We start from the raw sequence: 19,802 nt of genomic DNA, 5'->3' as shown, positions 1-19,802 counted from the left end.
GCCGGTCGGTACCGGCCCCATGCACGAGGACTAATGCCATGAAGGCCGAGATTCACCCCGACTACCACATGATCAAGGTGCAGATGACCGACGGCACCGTGTTCGAGACCCGCTCCACCTGGGGCAAGGAAGGCGACACGCTGGCGCTCGACATCGATCCCACCAGCCACCCGGCCTGGACCGGTGGCACGCGTCAGCTGGATACGGGTGGCCGCGTGGCGCAGTTCAACAAGCGCTTCGGCGGGCTGTCGCTCAAGAAGAAGTAAGTCCGTGGCCCCCGTGCGGGGCCGCAGCAAAGGTTGCGTCGCGGCGTGGAATCGCTATAGCGCGCGCCTTCGCCGCATCTATGTGCCGCCTGTCCTGTCGTGCTTGCGCGCGGGGCAGCGGCGGCATAGGGCGGTCGCAACATTGATTAGCCAATTCAAGGAACAGGTGCCGCAATGGCCGTCCCCAAAAGGAAAACTTCCCCGCACCGTCGCGGTAACCGCCGGTCGCACGATGCACTGAAGGTCGATGCCTTCCACGAGTGCACCAATTGCGGTGAGCTGAAGCGTCCGCACAATCTGTGCGTCGCCTGCGGCCACTACAATGGACGCGAAATCATCGCTGCTGCTTCCTGATCGTCGGTGAGCAGGAGCAGGTACGCATGAGCCTTCCGCGTATCGCCGTCGATGCGATGGGTGGTGACGAGGGCGTGCACGTGATGGTATCCGGCGCGGCCCTGGCCCGTCGGCGTCATGAAAAATTCCAGTTCCTGCTGGTCGGCGATGGAAACAAGATCGAGCAGGCCCTGGATCAGCATCCGGGCCTGCGCGCTGCGTCCGAGATCCTGCACTGCGACGATGTCGTCGCTGGCGACGAGAAACCGACCCAGGCGCTGCGTCGCGCGCGGACCACGTCGATGGGTCTTGCCATCGACGCGGTGAAGCGTGGAGCGGCCGGAGCGGCAGTCAGCGCCGGCAATACCGGCGCGCTGATGGCGATGAGCAAGGTCGCGCTGCGCACCATGCCCGGTATCGACCGCCCTGCGCTGGCGGCGTTGATGCCCACGCTGGGCGACAATGATGTGATCATGCTGGATCTGGGCGCCAACACCGAGTGTAGCGCACAGAACCTGGTGCAGTTCGCCATCATGGGCGCCGCCTATGCCCGCATCGTCACGGGGCGCGAGCGGCCGCGTGTCCGGTTGCTGAATATCGGTACCGAGGACACGAAGGGCACCGGCGACCTGCAGGATGCCGCGCAGGCGCTGCGCGCGGCGCATGGGTTGTCGCTCGATTTCGAAGGCTTCGTGGAAGCGAACACCATCAACCGCGGCGCGGTCGACGTCGTGGTGACGGATGGTTTTTCCGGAAATATCGCCCTCAAGGCGATCGAGGGTTCGGCGCGCTTTGTCACCGACCTGCTGAAGGATGCGTTCCGCTCGTCGCTCCGCTCGAAGATCGGCTTCCTGATCTCGCGGCCGGCAACGGAATTGCTGCGCCACCATCTCGATCCGAACAACCACAATGGCGCGGTCTTTCTGGGCCTGAACGGCGTGGTCGTGAAGTCGCATGGCAGTGCTACCGCCGCGGGTGTGGCCAATGCGGTCGCCGTGTCGGCCCGCCTGCTGGAAGAAGACCTGACGCAGCGCATCATGGCCGATCTGCAGGAGCTTGGCACGGACCGCCTGCGAGCCCGCGTCGCATCCTCGACCGTGATCGACAGCAACCCGGCTGACAAGCCGGAGGCCGAGGCGGCGCAATGATCCGCTCCGTCTTCCGCGGTGTCGGTCATGCCTTGCCCCGCCGGGTGGTCAGCAATGACGAGCTGGCGGCGCAGCTGGACACCAGCGACGAATGGATCCGCGAGCGAACTGGCATCACCCAGCGCTACATTGCGGGCGAGGGCGAGACCACCGGCACGCTGGCCATCGCCGCCGCGCGCGCTGCGTTGGCGGATGCCGGCATCGATGCCGCCGCGGTCGACCTGATCGTGCTGGCGACTGCCACACCCGACCAGACATTCCCCGCCACCGCCACGCTGGTGCAGCACGAGCTTGGCTGCGCCGGTGCGGCGTTCGATGTTGCGGCGGTCTGTTCCGGGTTCCTTTATGCGCTGGGCACGGCAGATGCGATGCTGCGTACCGGCATGGCGACAACCGCGCTGGTGATCGGCGCGGAGACCTTCAGCCGCATTCTGGACTGGGAAGATCGCACCACCTGCGTGCTGTTCGGCGATGGCGCGGGCGCCTTCGTGATGCAGGCGCAGGAGGTGGCCGATCCGGACGGACCGGGTGTCCTGGCCACGCGGCTGCATGCCGATGGCCAGCATCGCGGCCTGCTGCATGTCGATGGTGGGCCATCCACCACCGGCACGGTGGGCAAGTTGCGGATGAAGGGCCGGGAAGTGTTCCGCCACGCGGTGGTGAACCTGGCCGAAGTGCTGGCCGAGGTGCTGGCCGAGACCGGGCACCAGCCGGCCGATATCGACTGGGTCGTCCCGCATCAGGCGAATTTCCGCATCCTGGACGCGACCGCGCGCAAGCTGGGCCTGCCGATGGAGCGCATGGTCGTGACTGTCGACCGCCATGCCAATACCTCCGCCGCCTCGGTGCCGCTGGCCTTCGCCGTGGCGCGGCAGGATGGCCGGATCAAGGATGGCGACCTGGTCATGCTGGAGGCGATGGGCGGCGGCTTCACCTGGGGTGCCAGCCTGCTGCGTCTATAACCGGCTGCAACGACTGACAAATGTGAGCAGTTGCAGCGGATTCGCGCCAAGCCGTTATTGCGCATGGATGCCGATTCGGGCAAGTTAGCTGCGGGGACTGCGGCACTTTCCGGGGGAATATGGCATGCACATGATGCGTTCTGTGGGCACATTGACGCGGGCTGATCTGGCCGAGACGTTGAACCGCAAGCTGGGCCTGTCCCGCGCCGAAAGTCTCGACCTGGTCGAGGCTATCTTGGCCAAGATGTGCTGTGCACTGTCCGAAGGGCAGAATGTGAAGATCTCCAGCTTCGGCAGCTTCGTGCTGCGTGACAAGCGCGAACGCGTCGGGCGCAATCCCAAGACCGGCATCGAAGTGCCGATCACGCCCCGCCGCGTGATGACCTTCCGTGCAAGCCAGAAGCTGAAGGATCGCATCGGCGCTGCCTGACGGGGCGCTGGCCGGGACTGATCATGAAGGATGGCAAGGAACCCGGCGCACTGCGCACCATTGGCGAGCTTTCCGCGATGCTGGGGGTAAAGCAGCACGTGCTGCGATACTGGGAACAGCAGTTCCCCATGCTGCAGCCGCTCAAGCGCAGCGGTGGCCGGCGCTATTACCGCAGCGACGATGTCGCGCTCGTCATGCGGATCGATGCGCTGGTCAACCGGGCCGGCTACACCCTGAAGGGTGCACGGGGTGCAATCGAACAGGAGCAGGCCGCACCGGTCGATCAGGTCCATGCGACGACGCCCTCGACAGCGTCCATGACGGAAAACGTGCGGTTGCGGACATCCTTGCAGGCGATCCGCGACCGGTTGGCAGGCGCGCTGGCGGCGTAGGTATACACGGGCGCACGTCCATACTGCCAGCCTGAGCGTCGCGTTGGATTCCGCCAGTCTCCGGGCGATCGCGGCCGCACATCGCACCCGTCCGCTGCAAGCCGGTCCGCCCCTTGCGGACTTGGCCGGCATCCGCGAAAGGCACGCTCATGTTCGACGAAGCACTGATCGCCGCCGCCCGCACCTCCAAGGCCTGGCCCTTCCAGGAGGCCATCAAGCTGTTCAAGCGGTATCCGAACGGCCGGCCGGACGGGCAGCCCGTGCTGTTCGAGACCGGCTACGGCCCCAGCGGCCTGCCGCATATCGGCACCTTCCAGGAAGTGCTGCGCACCACCCTGGTCCGCCGCGCCTACGAGATCGTCGCCAGCACGGATGGCACGCCGGCGCCCACCCGGCTGGTGGCGTTCAGCGACGACATGGATGGTCTGCGCAAGGTGCCCGACAATGTGCCTAACGGGCAGATGCTGACCGACAATCTGGGCCGTCCGCTCAGCCGCATTCCCGATCCGTTCGGCACGCATGAAAGCTTCGCGCACCACAACAACGCGATGTTGCGCAGCTTCCTGGACCGCTTCGGCTTCGATTACGAATTCGTTTCCGCATCTGACCGGTACAATGCCGGCGACTTGGATGATGCGTTGCGCAACGTGCTGCGTCACCATCAGGCGATCATGGACGTCATGCTGCCCACCTTGCGGGAGGAGCGCCGGCGCACCTACTCTCCGGTGCTGCCGATCAGCCTGTCCAGCGGGCAGGTGCTGCAGGTGCCGGTGGAGGTGCTGGACGCAGAGGCCGGGATCGTCCGGTTTGAGGATGACGGCCGCATGGTCGAGCAATCCGTACTGGGCGGTCGGGCGAAACTGCAGTGGAAGGTTGATTGGGCGATGCGCTGGGTCGCGCTGGGCGTCGATTACGAGATGTGTGGCAAGGACCTGACCGACAGTGTCACCCAGTCCGGCAAGATCGCCGCCGTGCTGGGCGGCCGGCGACCGGAAGGGCTGATCTACGAGCTGTTCCTGGACGAGAAGGGCGAGAAGATCTCGAAGTCCAAGGGCAATGGCCTGACGATCGAGGACTGGCTGACCTATGGCAGCGAGGAATCGCTGGGCTTCTACATCTTCCCCAATCCCAAGAGCGCCAAGAGCTTGCACCACGCGGTGATTCCCCGTGCCGTGGACGAGTACTGGCAGTTCCGCGCCAAGATTGCGCAACAGCCGCTGGAGCAGCAGCTGGGTAATCCGGCGTGGCACCTGCTGCGCGCCAACGGCGAGGCTGGCGGCGCGGGCGACACGCTGCCGGTGACTTACGGCCTCCTGCTGAACCTGGTGGGCGTGCTGGGGGCAGGGGCCACGCGCGAGCAGGTCTGGTCCTATCTTGGCAATTATATCGCCGACCCCGATCCGGCGCAGCACCCGCAGCTGGACACTCTGGTCAGCACGGCGCTGGCCTACAACCGCGATTTCGTCGCCCCCACGCTGCAGCGGCGCGCGCCGACCTCGGACGAGGCGGCGGCTCTGACTGAGCTGGACCGGCAGCTTGCGGCGGCGCCCGACGCGGATGCCGAAGCGTTGCAGACGATGGTGTACGAGATCGGCAAGCAGCCGGAGTTCGGTTTCGAAAGCCTGCGCGACTGGTTCAAGGCCCTGTACGAGACGCTGCTGGGATCGCCGCAAGGACCGCGCATGGGCAGCTTCATCGCGCTGTACGGCATCGACAGCACCCGCAGTTTGATCGCGGAAGCGCTTACAGCCAGCGGCGAGCCCGATACCATTTCGTGATGATGTACTTTACGCCGGCTGTCACGGGGCGGCCGGCGTGGATCGTCCACGGATTGGGGGTGCCGTCCAGCCTCGCATTGTTCCAGACCAGCAGCACGCCCGGTGCCGGGGTGATGGACAGGTCAAGCCGCGGGAAGTCGGTGGTGCCGCCGCCTTCCACCTGGTTCAGGAACACCATCGCGGTAACCGCCCGCTGTCCACCGCGGGCGCGCTCCGTCGCCCAGTAGGCGGTGTTGGACGGAAACCAGTCCGTATGGTGCTGGAACTCTTGCCCGATCTCGTACCGCTGGCCCTGGATTGTCTCGCCCGTATCCGGCTCCAGCCCCAGCAGATCGTCGATCCGCCGCTGGATGCGCTTTACGAACGGGGCGTGGGCGTCGACATCGCCGGAATAGCTGGTGCGGTAGCCGGATTCATACGGCGTGCCGAAGGCGCCGCTAGGCGTAGCGGTGGCATCGATCATCGCCATCAATTGCGTGCACTCGTCCGCCGAGAGGACATCGCCTATCGCCCACAGTTCCGCTTTCTCGGTCGGGATGCGGTACGCAGCCGGGTTGGTGGCGAGCCGTTCGCGCAGGGTGCGGCCAATCCGGCGGAGCAGCGCCTTGTCCGGGTGGTTGCTTTCGTCGATCAGGTGGTCGGGATCTTCATTCATGCCAGCCATCCTGTTCCATCCAGGCAGCCCGCTGACAAGCGGCAAAGCCCCCGGCCGTTTCCGACCGGAGGCTCCGCCCTGCCGGGCCACTCGCACCGGCAGAAGCCGGTTTACCAGTAGAAGTCGTAGATCGCGTCCACCACTTCGCCCGAATAGGTGTCGACGAGCAGCACGTCGTCATAATACCGAACCCAGCGATACTGGCCGTAGACGGGCGGCAGGCGATACTGCCCCGGATCGTTGATCCAGTAGCGGCTGCCGAAGAACAGGCTGTTCAACGTGAAACCGATGTTCAGCCGGCGATACGACCAGTCGCGATAGGGCGAGTAGTAGCTGCCACCACGATAGAGCGCCCGGTTGGAGTTCCGGTAATTGGACCAGTTGTACCGGTTGTCGTTGCGCCAGCCGCGATCCCATCGCCGATCGTTGCGATTGCCGGCCCAGTTGCCACGGCGGTCATTGTCGCGCCGCCCATCGTATCTGCGATTGTCGTTCCGGCGATCATAGCCGCGGTTATCGTTCCGGCGGTTGTCATAGCGGTCGCGGTCGTTCCCACGGTCGTTGCGGTTCCAGTCCGCCCGGTTGCCATTATTGCGGTTCCAGTCCTGGCGATTGCCGTTCCATTCGCCCCGGGCGCGGTCAGCGCGGATATCGCCGCGCTGTTCCACCCGGTTCGCCCGCTGGTCGCCCCGCTGTTCGATGCGGCGGGCGTTGCGGTCACCGACCTGTTCCACCCGGCGCGCCACGGCTTCGGCACGCCGGTCGATCTGCCGGCCCTCGCCATAGCGGCCCTGGACACGGCTCTGCTGTGCCTGGCGATCGCCCCGGCGCTCGATGCGCTGGGCCTGCCGCTCGCTGCTGCGATCAACCTGACGGGCACGTTGCTCGCTTCCGCGGTCGATCCGGCCGGCACGCTGCTCGCTGCGCCGTTCGATCCGGTCGCCGCGGCGGTCGCCCCGGTCCTGCGCCTGTGCAGCAACGGGGGGTACGGTTAGCCCTGCCGCAAGTGCGGCATAGCCCACCATCTTCAATAGGTCTGTCACGCGCATCGCTGAACTCTCCCGTATGCGGTTGCGCCGCGTGAGTGGCTGCGGCCGATACAGGAGAGATAGAGTGAGTCGGCTTTCCGTTAACTGAACCAGCTAGTTATCTGAACGAAAAGCAACAGCGTGCCAGATCAGCGAGTCAGCTTCTTATACGCCAGCTTCGTAGGTCGATCCGCCGCATCACCCAGGCGGCGACGCTTGTCTTCCTCATAGGCAGCGAAGTTCCCTTCGAACCATTCCACATGGCTGTTGCCTTCGAAGGCGAGAATGTGTGTGGCGAGGCGATCCAGGAAGAAGCGATCGTGGCTGATGACCACGGCGCAACCGGCAAAATTCTCGATCGCATCCTCCAGCGCGCCCAGCGTTTCCACGTCGAGGTCGTTGGTCGGTTCGTCGAGCAGCAGCACGTTGCCGCCCTGCTTCAGCATCTTGGCCATGTGCACGCGGTTACGCTCACCACCAGACAGCTTGCCGACATTCTTCTGCTGGTCGCCGCCCTTGAAGTTGAACGCACCGACATAGGCCCGGGTCGATGTCTCGTGCTTGTTGACGGTCATGTAGTCGTGCCCGTCGGAGATTTCCTCCCACACGTTCTTCTTGGGATCGAGGTGATCGCGGCTCTGGTCGACATAGCCGAGATGCACGGTGGAGCCGATCTCCAGCGCACCTTCGTCAGGTTCTTCCTTGCCGGTGATCAGCTTGAACAGCGTGGACTTGCCCGCGCCGTTGGGGCCGATCACGCCCACGATCCCGCCCGGGGGCAGCATGAAGGACAGGTTCTCGAACAGCAGCTTGTCGCCATAGGCCTTGGTCAGGCCCTTGGCTTCGATCACCTTGCCGCCCAGCCGCTCCGGCACCTGGATGACGATCTGCGCCTTGCCCGGCTTGCGGGTGTTCTGCGCCTCCTGCAGGGCCTCGAACTTCTTGATGCGGGCCTTGGACTTGGTCTGGCGGGCGGCGGGGGTCTGCCGGATCCACTCCAGCTCTTCCTTCAGCGCCTTGGATCGGCCGCTTTCCTCGCGGTCTTCCTGGTCCAGCCGCTTGGCCTTCTTGTCCAGGTAGGTGGAGTAGTTGCCCTCGTACGGGAAATAGCGACCGCGATCGATTTCCAGGATCCAGCCGACGACATTGTCCAGGAAGTAGCGATCGTGGGTGATCATCAGCACCGCGCCGGCATATTCCTTCAGGTGGTTCTCCAGCCATTCGACGCTTTCGGCATCGAGGTGGTTGGTCGGTTCGTCCAGCAGCAGGATGTCCGGCTTCTGGATCAGCAGCTGGGTCAGCGCGACGCGGCGCTTCTCGCCGCCGGACAGGCTTTCCACGCCGCTGTCCGATGGCGGGCAGCGCAGCGCCTCCATCGCGATCTCAAGCTGGTTATCGAGCGTCCAGCCATCCACCGCGTCGATCTTTTCCTGCAGGGTGCCCATCTCTTCCATCAGGGCGTCGAAGTCGGTGTCGTCCTGCGGGTCACCCATTTCCGCGCTGATCGCGTTGAAGCGGTCGACCATGTCGGCCACTTCGCGGGCGCCGTCCTTGACGTTTTCCAGCACGGTCTTGGTCGGGTCCAGCTCCGGCTCCTGCGGCAGGTAGCCGACCGTGATGTTCTCGCCCGGCCAGGCTTCGCCGGTAAAGTCGGTGTCGATCCCGCCCATGATCTTCATCAGGGTGGACTTGCCGGCGCCGTTGGGGCCGACGATGCCGATCTTGGCACCCTGGTAGAATTGCAGGTTAATGTCCGACAGCACCGGCTTGGGCGCGCCGGGGAAGGTCTTGGTCATGTTCTTCATGACATAGGCGTATTGGGCGGCCATGCGTCTCTATCTCGAACAAAGGTAAAGGGAACTGGCCCGGCAAATAGGCGCTGGCGCCGTCAGGGGCAACCCGCTTGGCGGCAGGGCATCCGTCCTGTAGCGGCCCGCCCGTGACAAACGAAACCAACCCGCTCGATCCCGAAGGCATGCTGCGCGACCCCAACGAGCATACGCCGCTGGAGGACATCTACGCCATCATCACGGGCTGCACGTTGCTGGCGGTCGGGCTGGTGCTGATGCAGGCCGCGAACATCGTGACGGCGGGCGTGGCGGGCATCGCCCTGCTGATGTCCTATGTCCTGCCGCTGGGCGTGGGTCCGCTGTTCTTCCTGATCAGCCTGCCGTTCCTGGCATTCGGCGGGCAGGTGCTGGGGCGCGAGTATGTGATCAAGACGGTGGTCGCCAGCGGATTGATCTTCGGCATCGCCGCCGTCGCGCAGCAGGCGATCCACATCGCCGACGTTCACCCGGCCTTCGCCGCACTGGCGGGCGGGACCTGTGCGGGCATGGGCATCCTGGCACTGGTGCGGCACAATTGCGGGGCAGGGGGCATCACCACCCTGGCGCTGTATCTCCACCGCACCCGCGGGTGGAGCGTGGGCCGGTTCCAGCTGCTGGTCGATACCTTCATCGTCGGCTCCGCCCTGCTGGCGATCCCGCCCGAACGGATCGGCTGGTCGGCGCTCAGCATCCTGGCGATCAACATGATCCTGATCGCTTGGCACAAGCCCGGCCGTTACCTTGGCCGATGATCATGCCCGGGTACGGGCCTTGCAAAGCATCGTCCGGCGCGTCTAGACGCCGATGACGATGGGGCGCTGGCTGGACGAGACGATCGGGGAACGACCCCTTCAAGCCACTACGGCCGTGCCCGGACGGGCGGGCGATGGCGTGGTCGGCGTCCTGACCTTTCACCGCTGCATCAATTATGGGTCGTACTGGCAGGCACGCAGCCTGGTGGAAGGGCTCCGTGTGGGCGGGCACCAGGCGGTGCTGCTCGACCATCAGAGCGAGGAAGTCCGCCGGCGCGAATGGCGCTGCGCCTTCCAGCCGCTGCTGCCGCATCGGTCGCCGCGATCCGACCTGTCCGCCTACGGCCGCAAGGCGCGCAAGCTGCTGGAGGCGGTGGATCGCCTGCCGCTGTCCGCCCCGTTCGAGCTGGAACAGCCGCATACCATGCCCCGGGTCGACACGGCCGTGATCGGCAGTGACGAGGTCTGGAACCTGCACCATCCGTGGTACGGCGGCAGCCGGCCGTTCTATGGGGAAGGTCTGCGGGCCGGACGCGTGATGTCCTACGCCGCGAGCTTCGGCAATTATGACGCCGCGAACGGGTTGGGCCCGGACTGGGCCGAGCGGCTGGGTGCACTGGATGCCATCTCCGTGCGGGACCACAACGCGCAGGCATTGGTGCGGGATGCCATCGGGCTGGAAGCGCCGCTGGTGCTGGATCCGGTGCTGCAGTTCCCGGTTGCCCGGCTGGAGCGGGCGATGGACTCCTTCATTCTGGTCTATGGCCACAACTTTCCGGACTGGTACGCCCGGGCCGTGCGGGCGCATGCCGATGCGCGGGGCCAGCGGCTGGTTAGCATCGGCTACCGCAACGACTGGGCGCATGAGCAATGGCTGGATGCATCGCCGCAGGAGTTCGCGGAAGCGATGGCGGCGACCAGTGCCCTGGCGACCAACTTCTTCCATGGCTGCGTGTTCGCGCTGCTGAATGGCCGGCCATTCGCCTGCGTCGCTTCGTCCTATCGCGCCAACAAGCTGCGCGACCTGATGGAGGTTGCCGGCACCGGGGACCGACGGGTGGAGGAGCACGCGGCGGAGCGTGTCGGCACCCTGCTGGAAACACCGCTGGCGCCGGCTGTCACCGATCGGCTGTCGGACATGCGGGTGCAATCCTCCGCCTTTCTCGCCACTGTCCTTGGCTGATCTCCCGGCTGCCATCAGCCCGGGCGACGTTATCGCATCGGGCCTGTGCATCGGTTGCGGCGGCTGCGCCAGCGATGCACCGGCCACGATGGGATGGGACGAGTTCGGGCAGCTGAAGCCCGACGGACCCCCGGCTTGGCTGCACCAGCCGACGGCACGGCAGGCGGCGATCTGCCCCTTTTCTCCCACCGCCGCGAACGAGGACGTGATCGCTGCCGATCGCTTCCCGGCCGCACCGGTGCTTGATCCGCGCCTGGGGCGGGTGGAGCAATGCCATGTCGGGCATGTGGCCGAACCGGGCTTCCGCGATAACGGCTCCTCCGGCGGGATGGTCAGCTGGGTCGCGGCGGAGCTGCTCAGGCGAGGGCTGGTCGATGGCGTAGCGCACGTTGCCCCATCGGATCGTGTCGTCGAGGACCGGCTGTTCCGCTACCGCATCTCGCGTACCGCGGAGGAGCTGGGGCAGGGGGCCAAGAGCCGGTACTACCCCGTGGACATGGCGCAGGTGCTGGACGAGATCCGTCGCGTGCCCGGCCGCTACGCCGTGATCGGCATACCGTGCTTCATCAAGGCGGTGCACCTCGCGCGCGCCGACGATCCAGTGCTGGAGGCGCGGGTGACCCACATGCTCGGGCTGTTCTGCGGCCACATGAAGAGCGCGCGGCTGGTGGACAGCTTCGCGCAACAGATGGGGGCCGAGCCGGCGGCGGTGAAGGCGGTCAATTACCGCGTGAAGAACGCCGACCGACCGGCCAACTGGTACCGGACGCAGCTCTCCCTGAGCGATGGCAATGCGGTCGAACAGGACTGGTGGCACCTGGTGGAGGGGGATTGGGGCTCCGGCTTCTTCCAGAACAGCGCCTGCAATTTCTGCGACGATGTGGTGGCGGAAACCGCCGACATCTCCTTCGGCGATGCTTGGGTGGAGCCGTATTCCAGTGACGGACGCGGCACCAACGTGGTGGTGACCCGCTCCCCCCAACTGCTCGCCATCGTGAACGAGGCGATCGGCGATGGGCGGCTGGCGCTGGAGGAGGTGGATACAAACTTTGTGGCCGACACGCAGGCAGCGGGCTTCCGCCACCGGCGCGAAGGGCTGGCCTGGCGGCTGGCGCACAGGTCCCGTGCTGAAGGACTGATGCCGGTCAAACGGGTTGCACCGGCAACAGCCGGCGTGCCGCGGCGCCGGCGCGCGGTCTATGCCATGCGCCGTACCATCAGCTGGGCAAGCCATCGGCTGTTTGCCATGTCGCTCAGGAATGGCGACCGTGCCATCTACCAGACGCCGACCCGCTGGATGGTCGCGCTGTATGGCGCGCTTACCTATGGTCGCGGGCGACTGGGCCGTCTGCTCGATCGCATCGACGGCACCAGTCGCTAGATCTCAGGCGACCTGCTGCTCCAGCGGCCGGGTTGCGGCGATCTCTTGCGCAAACCATTCATACGTGCGGCGCAGGCCTGTGGCGAGCTGCGTCGTCGGCTCCCACCCCAGCAGTTCGCGGGCGCGCGAGATGTCCGGCCGGCGACGCTGCGGATCGTCCTGCGGCAGATCGTGATAGGTGATGTCCAGGCTGCGGCCGACCACCGCTTCCATTGCGGCGACCAGTTCCAGCACGGTGATCTCTGCCTGCGTGCCGATGTTCACCGGCACGGGCTGCGCCATCTCGCTCTCCATCAGCCGCACCAGCGCATCGACCGTGTCCGCAACGTAGCAGAAGCTGCGCGTCTGGTTGCCGCTGCCATAGATGGTCAGCTTTTCGCCTTCCAGCGACTGGCAGATCAGGTTGGAGACGACCCGCCCGTCATCCATCCGCATCTGCGGGCCGTAGGTGTTGAAGATGCGTGCGACCCGCACATCGGCCCGGCCCATCCGGGCATAGTCGAACGCCAGCGTCTCGGCGGCGCGCTTGCCCTCGTCGTAACAGGCGCGGGGGCCGGTGCAGTTCACGTTGCCGCGATAATCCTCCGGCTGGGGGTGCACTTCCGGATCGCCATAGACCTCGCTGGTGGAGGTCAGCAGGAAACGGGCGCCGGTCTGCTCCGCCAGGCGCAGCAGCTGGTTCGTGCCGACCACGTTGGTCAGCATCGTGTGCTCCGGGTCCGCCTGGTACAGCGGCGGGGATGCGGCACAGGCCAGGTTGTAGATGTGGGTGAAGCGGGTGTCGGTGATCGCGGCCGGCAATGGCTGCGTGATGTCGGCTTTTACGTAGCTGAAGCGATCGCGCAATTGCAGCCGCTCCAGATTGGACGGCAGGGCCGTCTGCATGTTGTCCAGGCAGGTGACATGCGCCCCTGCATCCAGCAGTGCCGCGCACAGGTGCGAGCCGATGAAGCCTGCGCCCCCCGCCACCAGCACCGTGCCGCCAGCCTGTGCCTCGCCCGGGTTCCTCATGCCATTACCTTTCTTGTGGATGCCGCGCGGTCGTGTTGCCGTGCGTGCAGGTCTTGTTCCAGCTGTTGCGCGCGGATCTCCGCGCTGTGCCCGGCAAGCACCGCCTGCCGCGCCGCTTCGCCCATGTCGGAGGCCTCTCCGTCCAGTGCGGCGATCACCTCACCGGCGGTGTCGGCCAGCACGATTGCCTCGCCTGGCGTAAACACGTCCTCGATCCCCGGCCACCGGTCGGAGATGATCGGCGTTCCGCAGGCGCCAGCCTCGAACAGGCGGACGGACGGACTCCATCCGGCAGCGATCATGTCCGCACGGGTGACGTTCAGAGTGAAGCGCGACGCGGCGTAGAAGACCGGGTGCTCTGCCGGGGGCAGATGCTCGATCCGTTCAACATTGGCCGGCCAGTCGATGTCGAACGGATATTGCGGTCCGGCCACGACAAATCGCTTGTCCGGGCACTTGCGCGCAGGCTCCAGCAGCAGCCGCTCCAGTGTAGGTTGCCGGTCCGGGCTGTAGGTGCCGAGATAGGACAGGTCCCACTGCTTGGGCACATCCAGCGGCTGGTAGCGCGCCGTATCGACCGAGCAGTAAAGCGCTCGCGCCTGAGGCGATCCGAACTCCTGTTCCAGCCGTTGCAGCGTCGGGCCGCCGGTGAAGCTGAAATAGATGTCGTAGCCGGGGATCACCTCAGGCGAGAGATATTCGTGATCGCCGCGTGCCAGCTTCGCCAGCGTGACCGGGGTGTCGATGTCATAGAAGCAGGTGACCCCGCGCGCGGTGGCCTGCGCCCAGCGGCCGACCTCCACGCCATCGGGCACATAGGAGCCGACCATCACCGCATCCGCGCCCGCCACCTCGTCAGCCCAGTGCTCCAGATCGGCCATGCTGGTGTAATAGGCCAGACGGCAGAAATACGGATCCGGCAGATCGCGGTTCCCGGCATACCAGGGCACGTCGCGTTCCAGGAACAGCACCTCGTGCCCGCGCGCGGCAAAGGCGGCGAGCAGCGCGCGGAAGGTGGTGGCATGGCCGTTGCCCCACGAGGAGGACAGGCTGAGGCCGAGCACGACCAGCTTCATGCGACCGGCTCCCGCTGGCGCAGGCCGTCCAGCACCCGGTCCACTTCCACGGCGCGTCGGTCATAGGTGTGCTCGCTCAGCACGCGGGTCAGTGCCGCCTGCCCGATCGCATGGGCGCGATCCTGCGTCAGCGCGGCAAGGTGGTCGGCCACGTCCTGTCCGTCACGGGCGACCAGCACCTCGCTGTCCGGCTGCAGGAACTGCTCGATTCCTTCCCAGGCATCGGTGATCAGGCAGGCTGCGGCACCCGCCGCCTCGAACACGCGGGTCGCGGGGGAGAAGCCGATATCGGCCATGCTGTCCCGCGCCACATTCAGCACGGTACGCGGCGTGCAGTTGAAGGCGTTGTGCGACCCTGTGCCGACATGGCCGATCGCGCGGACATTGGCCGGCATCCCCTTGTCGTGCCAGCCATTGCCGCCGATCATGAACTGCCGGTCGGGCAGCAGGGCGGCGGCCTTCAGGAAGAACTCCTCCACCCGTGCCTCGCGATCGGGCAGGCGATTGGCCAGGAAGCCCAAGTCGCAGCCGAAGCGCGGGTCAGGCGGAACGGGATAGTGCGTCGCCGGGTCCAGCGCGTTGTAGATCGGCACGCACTGCTTCGCGCCGAAGCCTTCATATGCGGCAATGACCGGCGGCCCGCCGCCGTAGGTGAACACCAGGTCCAGGTGGGGCAGGGCCGCCCGCACCGGGTGGTCGGGCGCACCGCGCATCTCGTCCAGCGTGGCGGCGGCATCGACATCCCAGTAGATCTTCAGCGCATCAGGCGCGGCATGGTGCAGGATGCCCTCCAGCAGCTCCCGGTCGAACACGCCCACGCCATTGGCCTTGACCACGATGTCCGCCGCCCCGGCCTCCGCCAGCACGCCAACCAGCGCATCCTCGGTGGCGGCATAGACGACCGAGCGGCACCATTCCGGCGGGTCGATGTCGCGATGCTGCTGGCGGTCGAAGGCGTCAGGCTCGTAAAAGGTGATCTCGTGCCCGCGCTTGGCCATGGCGTGCAGAATCCCGCGATAATAGGTCGCGGCGCCGTTCCAGTAGGAGGAGAGCAGGCTGGAGCCATAGAAGGCGATCTTCATGCGGGGGTCCTTTCGGGCTCTGCCGCAGCACTGGTAGGAAGGCCGAGCGTGGCGGCGATCGCCAGCAGCTCGTCCACACGGTGCGCGCAGGTATGGCGCGCGCGGACGGTTTCGAGACCGTGCGCCACCAGTTCGGCGCGCAGGTCCGGATCGGCGGCAAGGGCGGTCAGGTGACGGGTCATCTCCGCCCCGTCCTGCGCGGTCAGGTAGTCGATGCCGGGCCGGAACAGCCCTTCCGCATCGCTCCATGGCGCACTCACCAGCGGAATGCCGCATGCGAGCGCCTCGAACACGCGGATCGTGGGGATGCCGGGCAGCACCGTGGTGTAGAAGCGCCGCGGCACATGCACGGTCGCCAGATGGCGGGCAAAGATCTCCGGGGCACGGGCGTTCGCGGCCCAGCCATGATAGGCGATGCCATAGCGGGCAAGTGTGGCGCGAGCCTCCTCAGGATAGCGGACGCCATAGATGTCGAGCGGCAGGCCGGCAGCCTGCGCCGGCGCGAACAGGAAATGTTCCAGTTCCAGCGTGCGCTCGCCATCGCCCCAGTTGCCGACCCATACCAGGCCGGTGCGCTCGCCTTCCGCAGCTGGCGGATGGAAGCGGCGCGTGTCGGCCGCTTCGTGCCAGGTCCAGACCCGGCCCTGCCAGCCCCAGCCGCGATACACCTCGCTCAGCGTCTCGCCGAACGCCAGAACCCCGTCGTAACCGGACAGGTCATAGGCCTGCATCTCCGCCGGCGCGCTGACAGCGCGATGATGCGTGTCATGGAACAGCAGGCGGAACGGCGCACCGGCCTTGCGCAGGGCGCCCAGCCGCGCGACCAGATCGTGATCGTTCCATTCATGTACGATCACCAGATCCGCGTCATCTACCAGCTCGTCCATGTCGGTACCCGGCGCGTAGGTGGTGGAGGCAAGCCGCGGATAGAGGCGGCGCCACGGCTCCAGCCCTGGTTCGCCATGATCCGCCAGCAGGTTGGCCAGGCTCCAGGCGTTCTCCGGCTCGTACGCGGCAACGTCGTGGCCGCGTTCGACCAGCTCATCCAGCACACCCCGCAGGAAATGGGCGTTGCCATGATTCCAGCAGGAGGCGAGCGAGTGCGTGAAGTATACGATCCTCATGCTGCCACCCGATGCGGCTGCACCTGATCGTACAACGCGGTCATCGCCGCTGCCGTATGCTCGGGCGTGTAGCGCAGCGCATGTTCCTGCGCCCTGCGACCCATTTGCTCTCGCTTGGCAGGGTCGCCGGCGAGCGTCGCGATCGCTTCTGCATAGGCGTCCTCCGATGCGACCGGTACGAACATGGCCGCACCATCCCACAGCTCGCGGAACGAGGGCATGTCCGCCAGCACCAGTGCGCAGCCGGCAGCCGCAGCCTCCAGCACGGCAAGGCCGAACGGTTCGAAACTTGCTGCCGACACGAAGATCGGCCGGGCAGCCAGCAGGGCATCGAGTTGCGCGGCAGGGATGGCGCCGAGCGTCTGCAGATGCTGCAGCAGGGCCTGCTCCCCGTGGGGTGCCGTCAGCGATCCGGCGGCGAGGAACGGCAGGTCGATCTGCGCAGCAACCCGGTCGAGGAGAGAGGCCTGCTTCACCTCGTCCCACAAGCGGCCGACGGTCAGCGCAAACAGGTCGTCGCGGGCCGGCAGGGCGCGCGGGCGCGAGGCCCGCCCATTGTGTACTGCAACGGGCAAGCGGGGCAGGGCATAGGTCACTTGGACATCGCGGGCGTAACTGGCGCTTGGCGCCACGACGATCTCGGCTGCAAGCAGGCCCTGCCGGGTCAGGTCCGCATGCCAGCGGAACGCTTCCGTGACCGGTGTGCCACGCGCAGCCCGCCACCAGGTGGAGACGCAGCCATGCGCGACGGCGATCACCGGCGCTGGCCACCCTGCCGCGGCGGCGTAAGCGGGGTGATTGCAATGGATCAGGTCGGCGTCGGCGGATCGCGCCAGTTGCACCAGCTGGCGGGCGGCATCCTGCACCGGCGCCGGGCCGTCGGCCAGCCAGTCCAGCGGAAGGCCGGTTTCCTGCACTTCACAGCCGGCAGCTTCTGCGGTCCGCACCTGATCCGGGCTTGCAGGCGGGCCAAGGATAGCCAGCGTGACCTCTTGCCCTAGTGCAGTCAGGGCGGCAGCCAGGTCGGTGGCATATTGCCAGACGCCGCCGACCGTATCGACAGTCATCAGGATCTTGCGAACCGTCAAAGCGCGGCAGCCTGCATAGCCGGAACGGGCTGCGCTGGCGCGTGTTGCGTTTCCAGCCAGGCGGCAAGATCGCGCAGTCCGTCGCGCCAGCCGCGCCGCTGCGACAGTTGCAGGGCCTTGTCGATGCGGGCGGTGTCGGACACGTACCAGCGCTGGTCGCCCGGGCGCCAGTCGGCAAACTCCACCTTGGGCGCATGGCCGATGACCCGGCCGATCTCGTCGATTACGGTCAGCAGGCTGACGGCGTTGTTCGCCCCGCCGCCCCAGTTGAAGGCCCGGCCACTGATCGCGTCGATCCGGTCCAGCGCTGCCAGATAGGCGTCGACCGTGTCGCGCACGTCGCAGATGTCGCGCACCTGATAACCGTCACCGAACAGGGTGATCGTCTCGCCCCGCATGGCGCGGATCAGGAAATGCGCGACCCAGCCCTGGTCCTCTGTCCCCATCTGTCGCTGACCGTAGATGCAGCTCATCCGCAGCACGGCCGTCCGCAGGCCATACGACCGGGCGTAATCCAGCACATACTGGTCCGCCGCCCCCTTCGACACGCCGTACGGCGTGTGGAAGTCGAGCGGGCGGTCCTCACCGATGCCGGTCACCGGCAGATCAGGGTGATCCGGGTGGTAGCCATGCGGGCTCGGCCGCATCGGGCAATCCGACAGGTCGCCATAGACCTTGTTGGTGGATGCGAAGATGACCGGCGCATGGGCCGCCTGTGCGCGCACCGCTTCCAGCAGGTTGAAGGTGCCGAGGATGTTGATGTCCAGGTCAGCCCGCGGATCGGCCATGCTGGTCGTGACCGCCACCTGCGCCGCGAAGTGAAATGCCGCATCGACGCCGCGAGCGGCCTGCAGCATGCGGTCCGCATCGCGGATGTCGGCGATCACCGGCTCGATCAGCTCGCCGTGACGGCTGGTCAGCCAGTCGAGATTGGCCTCCACGCCCGGACGGTTCAGCGAATCGTAGATCCGCACGCGCCGGCCGCCGGTGGCCAGCCGGTCCGCCAGATTGGAGCCGACAAAGCCAGCGCCTCCGGTGACGAGGATCGTCTGCTCGCCGCCGCTCATGCGACCAGCCCGCGAGCTTCCAGTTCGCTCCGCGCCTTGGCAACGTGGTCGACCGCGGTCTGCTGCCCGACCCACTCGGCCAGTTCGGCGAGCCGTTCCACGAAGTCCTCGCGCGCGGCGAAGCCCAGCTTCTGTTCCGAGAGGCTGGTGTCGCAGAAACAGTGACGGATGTCGCCCGTGCGCGACTTGCCCACGATCTCCGCCTCGATGGAATTGCGGTTCATCGCGCGGGCAAGATCATGCGCCACTTCCCGTACGGAGCGATCCCGCCCCGAGCCGATGTTGAAGGTGCCGCCCACTGCCTCCGGCAGGACCAGCGCATCGCAGAAGGCGCGGGCCACGTCATGCACATGCACGAAGTCGCGGCGCTGCTCGCCATCCTCGAAGATCATCGGCGGCTGGCCGTTCAGCAGGCGGGAGGCAAAGATCGCCAGCACGCCGGTATAGGGATTGGACAGTGCCTGACCCGGACCATAGACGTTGAACAGCCGCAGGCACACGCTCTCGATGCCGTAGGGATCGCCCATGATGTGGGTGGTGCGTTCCTGCACATACTTGTTCAGCGCGTAGATCGACGACAGGCTGGGCCGCTTCCACTCGGGCGTGGCGACCGGGGCCAGCGGGCGCCCATGATTGTCGAGCGGCTCCCAGTTTGCCTGACCGTCGCGCAGGGGCTTGCGTGCGGCATCCTCTACCAGACCGCCATCTGCGTCGCGGTACAGACCCTCGCCATAAATACTCATGGAGGAGGCTGTGACGACGCGTCGCACCGGCTGGTCGATCAGCTTCTCGAACAGGACGGCAGTGCCCACATCGTTGGTCGAGGTATAGCGTTCCACCTCGTACATCGACTGGCCGACGCCGACCTCGGCCGCCAGGTGGACCACGCTGTCGACCCCGCGCAGAGCCTCGGCCACCTTGCCGGCATCACGTACATCCGCGTGGACGAATTCGGCATCGCGGGAGAGAGCGTCGGGCCGGCGTGCATCAGCGCCGTGTACCTGTTCGATCAGGCTGTCGAGCACCCGGACCTTGTGTCCGCGCCGCAGCAATTCGTCACACACGAACCGGCCGATGAAGCCAGCACCGCCCGTGACCAGAACCCGTTCACTCACTACAATCCCCCCGTTCACCATCCAGGCGAGCCGACAAGCGGCGTCTTGCGATCACGCGCCGATTGCGCCAATCTCGCACATCCCCGGCCGGGATCAATAATC

At 66.4% G+C, this 19,802-nt stretch carries 20 protein-coding genes; 10 read left to right on the top strand and 10 right to left on the bottom strand.

Annotated features, from left to right (window positions below; translation table 11 throughout):
* Positions 1-38 precede the first annotated feature (38 nt).
* The 7 genes from rpmE to PK98_RS06415 all read left to right on the top strand — a co-directional run bounded on the left by rpmE (position 39) and on the right by PK98_RS06415 (position 5,309).
* Positions 39-266, top strand: coding sequence for a 50S ribosomal protein L31 (rpmE, locus tag PK98_RS06440; RefSeq protein WP_039095148.1), 228 nt, complete (start codon positions 39-41; stop codon positions 264-266).
* Between the two features lie 174 nt (positions 267-440).
* Positions 441-620, top strand: a complete 180-nt coding sequence (gene rpmF / locus PK98_RS16265) for a 50S ribosomal protein L32 (protein ID WP_081996062.1) — start codon at positions 441-443, stop codon at positions 618-620.
* A 26-nt stretch (positions 621-646) separates the two neighbouring features.
* Positions 647-1,747: a phosphate acyltransferase PlsX gene (gene plsX, locus PK98_RS06435; RefSeq protein WP_039095146.1), complete on the top strand. Its 1,101-nt coding sequence runs from the start codon at positions 647-649 to the stop codon at positions 1,745-1,747.
* Positions 1,744-2,709, top strand: coding sequence for a beta-ketoacyl-ACP synthase III (locus PK98_RS06430; RefSeq protein WP_039095144.1), 966 nt, complete (start codon positions 1,744-1,746; stop codon positions 2,707-2,709). The genes plsX and PK98_RS06430 overlap by 4 nt, the downstream gene beginning before the upstream one ends.
* 130 nt (positions 2,710-2,839) lie before the next feature.
* Positions 2,840-3,139, top strand: a complete 300-nt coding sequence (locus PK98_RS06425) for an integration host factor subunit alpha (protein ID WP_200884975.1) — start codon at positions 2,840-2,842, stop codon at positions 3,137-3,139.
* 23 nt (positions 3,140-3,162) lie between these two features.
* Positions 3,163-3,531 (top strand): MerR family transcriptional regulator, encoded by a 369-nt coding sequence (locus PK98_RS06420; protein ID WP_039095141.1) that lies wholly within the window; start codon positions 3,163-3,165, stop codon positions 3,529-3,531.
* Positions 3,532-3,680: 149 nt separating this feature from the next.
* Entirely contained in the window at positions 3,681-5,309 is a 1,629-nt protein-coding gene (locus tag PK98_RS06415; protein ID WP_039095139.1) for a lysine--tRNA ligase, read from the top strand.
* Here the strand turns inward: PK98_RS06415 and PK98_RS06410 are convergent.
* The 3 genes from PK98_RS06410 to ettA form a co-directional block, all read right to left on the bottom strand.
* Complete coding sequence (locus PK98_RS06410; RefSeq protein WP_052208400.1) at positions 5,275-5,964, bottom strand: prolyl hydroxylase family protein; 690 nt, start codon at positions 5,962-5,964, stop codon at positions 5,275-5,277. The genes PK98_RS06415 and PK98_RS06410 overlap by 35 nt on opposite strands.
* Positions 5,965-6,074: 110 nt before the next feature.
* Positions 6,075-7,013: an RcnB family protein gene (locus PK98_RS06405; RefSeq protein ID WP_081996061.1), complete on the bottom strand. Its 939-nt coding sequence runs from the start codon at positions 7,011-7,013 to the stop codon at positions 6,075-6,077.
* A gap of 128 nt (positions 7,014-7,141) precedes the next feature.
* Positions 7,142-8,821 (bottom strand): energy-dependent translational throttle protein EttA, encoded by a 1,680-nt coding sequence (ettA, locus tag PK98_RS06400; protein ID WP_039095137.1) that lies wholly within the window; start codon positions 8,819-8,821, stop codon positions 7,142-7,144.
* A gap of 110 nt (positions 8,822-8,931) precedes the next feature.
* Here ettA and PK98_RS06395 point away from each other — a divergent pair, with 110 nt between their 5' ends.
* From PK98_RS06395 to PK98_RS06385, 3 genes are read left to right on the top strand one after another with little or no spacing between them, the layout of a single operon-like run.
* Positions 8,932-9,573: a YitT family protein gene (locus tag PK98_RS06395; protein ID WP_039095136.1), complete on the top strand. Its 642-nt coding sequence runs from the start codon at positions 8,932-8,934 to the stop codon at positions 9,571-9,573.
* A 52-nt stretch (positions 9,574-9,625) separates the two neighbouring features.
* Positions 9,626-10,756 carry a polysaccharide pyruvyl transferase family protein gene (locus PK98_RS06390; protein WP_235425416.1) on the top strand — a complete coding sequence of 377 codons (1,131 nt, stop codon included), beginning with the start codon at positions 9,626-9,628 and terminating at the stop codon, positions 10,754-10,756.
* Complete coding sequence (locus tag PK98_RS06385; RefSeq protein WP_039095135.1) at positions 10,749-12,137, top strand: Coenzyme F420 hydrogenase/dehydrogenase, beta subunit C-terminal domain; 1,389 nt, start codon at positions 10,749-10,751, stop codon at positions 12,135-12,137. The genes PK98_RS06390 and PK98_RS06385 overlap by 8 nt, the downstream gene beginning before the upstream one ends.
* 3 nt (positions 12,138-12,140) lie before the next feature.
* Here the strand turns inward: PK98_RS06385 and PK98_RS06380 are convergent, their stop codons facing one another.
* From PK98_RS06380 to PK98_RS06350, 7 genes are read right to left on the bottom strand one after another with little or no spacing between them, the layout of a single operon-like run.
* A complete protein-coding gene (locus tag PK98_RS06380) occupies positions 12,141-13,148 on the bottom strand; it encodes a UDP-glucuronic acid decarboxylase family protein (RefSeq protein ID WP_039095133.1) in 1,008 nt (335 codons plus the stop codon).
* On the bottom strand, positions 13,145-14,224 hold the full coding sequence (locus PK98_RS06375; protein ID WP_039095130.1) for a CgeB family protein: 1,080 nt from the start codon (positions 14,222-14,224) through the stop codon (positions 13,145-13,147). The genes PK98_RS06380 and PK98_RS06375 overlap by 4 nt, the downstream gene beginning before the upstream one ends.
* Positions 14,221-15,306, bottom strand: a complete 1,086-nt coding sequence (locus PK98_RS06370; RefSeq protein ID WP_039095128.1) for a CgeB family protein — start codon at positions 15,304-15,306, stop codon at positions 14,221-14,223. The genes PK98_RS06375 and PK98_RS06370 overlap by 4 nt, the downstream gene beginning before the upstream one ends.
* Positions 15,303-16,430, bottom strand: a complete 1,128-nt coding sequence (locus PK98_RS06365; protein WP_039095126.1) for a CgeB family protein — start codon at positions 16,428-16,430, stop codon at positions 15,303-15,305. Before PK98_RS06365 ends, PK98_RS06370 begins: the two co-directional genes overlap by 4 nt.
* Positions 16,427-17,518 carry a glycosyltransferase family 4 protein gene (locus PK98_RS06360; protein WP_052208123.1) on the bottom strand — a complete coding sequence of 364 codons (1,092 nt, stop codon included), beginning with the start codon at positions 17,516-17,518 and terminating at the stop codon, positions 16,427-16,429. Before PK98_RS06360 ends, PK98_RS06365 begins: the two co-directional genes overlap by 4 nt.
* The gene (locus PK98_RS06355) at positions 17,515-18,585 is read right to left on the bottom strand and encodes an NAD-dependent epimerase/dehydratase family protein (protein WP_039095124.1); all 1,071 of its coding nucleotides are present in this window, start codon (positions 18,583-18,585) and stop codon (positions 17,515-17,517) included. Before PK98_RS06355 ends, PK98_RS06360 begins: the two co-directional genes overlap by 4 nt.
* Positions 18,582-19,700 (bottom strand): NAD-dependent epimerase/dehydratase family protein, encoded by a 1,119-nt coding sequence (locus tag PK98_RS06350; RefSeq protein WP_235425415.1) that lies wholly within the window; start codon positions 19,698-19,700, stop codon positions 18,582-18,584. Before PK98_RS06350 ends, PK98_RS06355 begins: the two co-directional genes overlap by 4 nt.
* Positions 19,701-19,802 lie beyond the last annotated feature (102 nt).

This window comes from Croceibacterium mercuriale (assembly GCF_000802385.1).
Taxonomy (GTDB): domain Bacteria; phylum Pseudomonadota; class Alphaproteobacteria; order Sphingomonadales; family Sphingomonadaceae; genus Croceibacterium; species Croceibacterium mercuriale.
Note: the sequence above shows the minus strand (reverse complement) of the source record. Positions and strands in the feature narration are given on the sequence as shown.

Coding starts and splice junctions, on each gene's coding strand:
- ettA (WP_039095137.1), bottom strand. CDS start 8,821: ATGGCCGCCCAATACGCCTATGTCATGAAGAACATGACCAAGACCTTC.
- rpmF (WP_081996062.1), top strand. CDS start 441: ATGGCCGTCCCCAAAAGGAAAACTTCCCCGCACCGTCGCGGTAACCGC.
- PK98_RS06355 (WP_039095124.1), bottom strand. CDS start 18,585: ATGAGCGGCGGCGAGCAGACGATCCTCGTCACCGGAGGCGCTGGCTTT.
- PK98_RS06375 (WP_039095130.1), bottom strand. CDS start 14,224: ATGAAGCTGGTCGTGCTCGGCCTCAGCCTGTCCTCCTCGTGGGGCAAC.
- PK98_RS06405 (WP_081996061.1), bottom strand. CDS start 7,013: ATGCGCGTGACAGACCTATTGAAGATGGTGGGCTATGCCGCACTTGCG.
- PK98_RS06380 (WP_039095133.1), bottom strand. CDS start 13,148: ATGAGGAACCCGGGCGAGGCACAGGCTGGCGGCACGGTGCTGGTGGCG.
- PK98_RS06365 (WP_039095126.1), bottom strand. CDS start 16,430: ATGAGGATCGTATACTTCACGCACTCGCTCGCCTCCTGCTGGAATCAT.
- PK98_RS06390 (WP_235425416.1), top strand. CDS start 9,626: ATGACGATGGGGCGCTGGCTGGACGAGACGATCGGGGAACGACCCCTT.
- PK98_RS06425 (WP_200884975.1), top strand. CDS start 2,840: ATGATGCGTTCTGTGGGCACATTGACGCGGGCTGATCTGGCCGAGACG.
- PK98_RS06410 (WP_052208400.1), bottom strand. CDS start 5,964: ATGAATGAAGATCCCGACCACCTGATCGACGAAAGCAACCACCCGGAC.
- plsX (WP_039095146.1), top strand. CDS start 647: ATGAGCCTTCCGCGTATCGCCGTCGATGCGATGGGTGGTGACGAGGGC.
- rpmE (WP_039095148.1), top strand. CDS start 39: ATGAAGGCCGAGATTCACCCCGACTACCACATGATCAAGGTGCAGATG.
- PK98_RS06430 (WP_039095144.1), top strand. CDS start 1,744: ATGATCCGCTCCGTCTTCCGCGGTGTCGGTCATGCCTTGCCCCGCCGG.
- PK98_RS06370 (WP_039095128.1), bottom strand. CDS start 15,306: ATGAAGATCGCCTTCTATGGCTCCAGCCTGCTCTCCTCCTACTGGAAC.
- PK98_RS06415 (WP_039095139.1), top strand. CDS start 3,681: ATGTTCGACGAAGCACTGATCGCCGCCGCCCGCACCTCCAAGGCCTGG.
- PK98_RS06420 (WP_039095141.1), top strand. CDS start 3,163: ATGAAGGATGGCAAGGAACCCGGCGCACTGCGCACCATTGGCGAGCTT.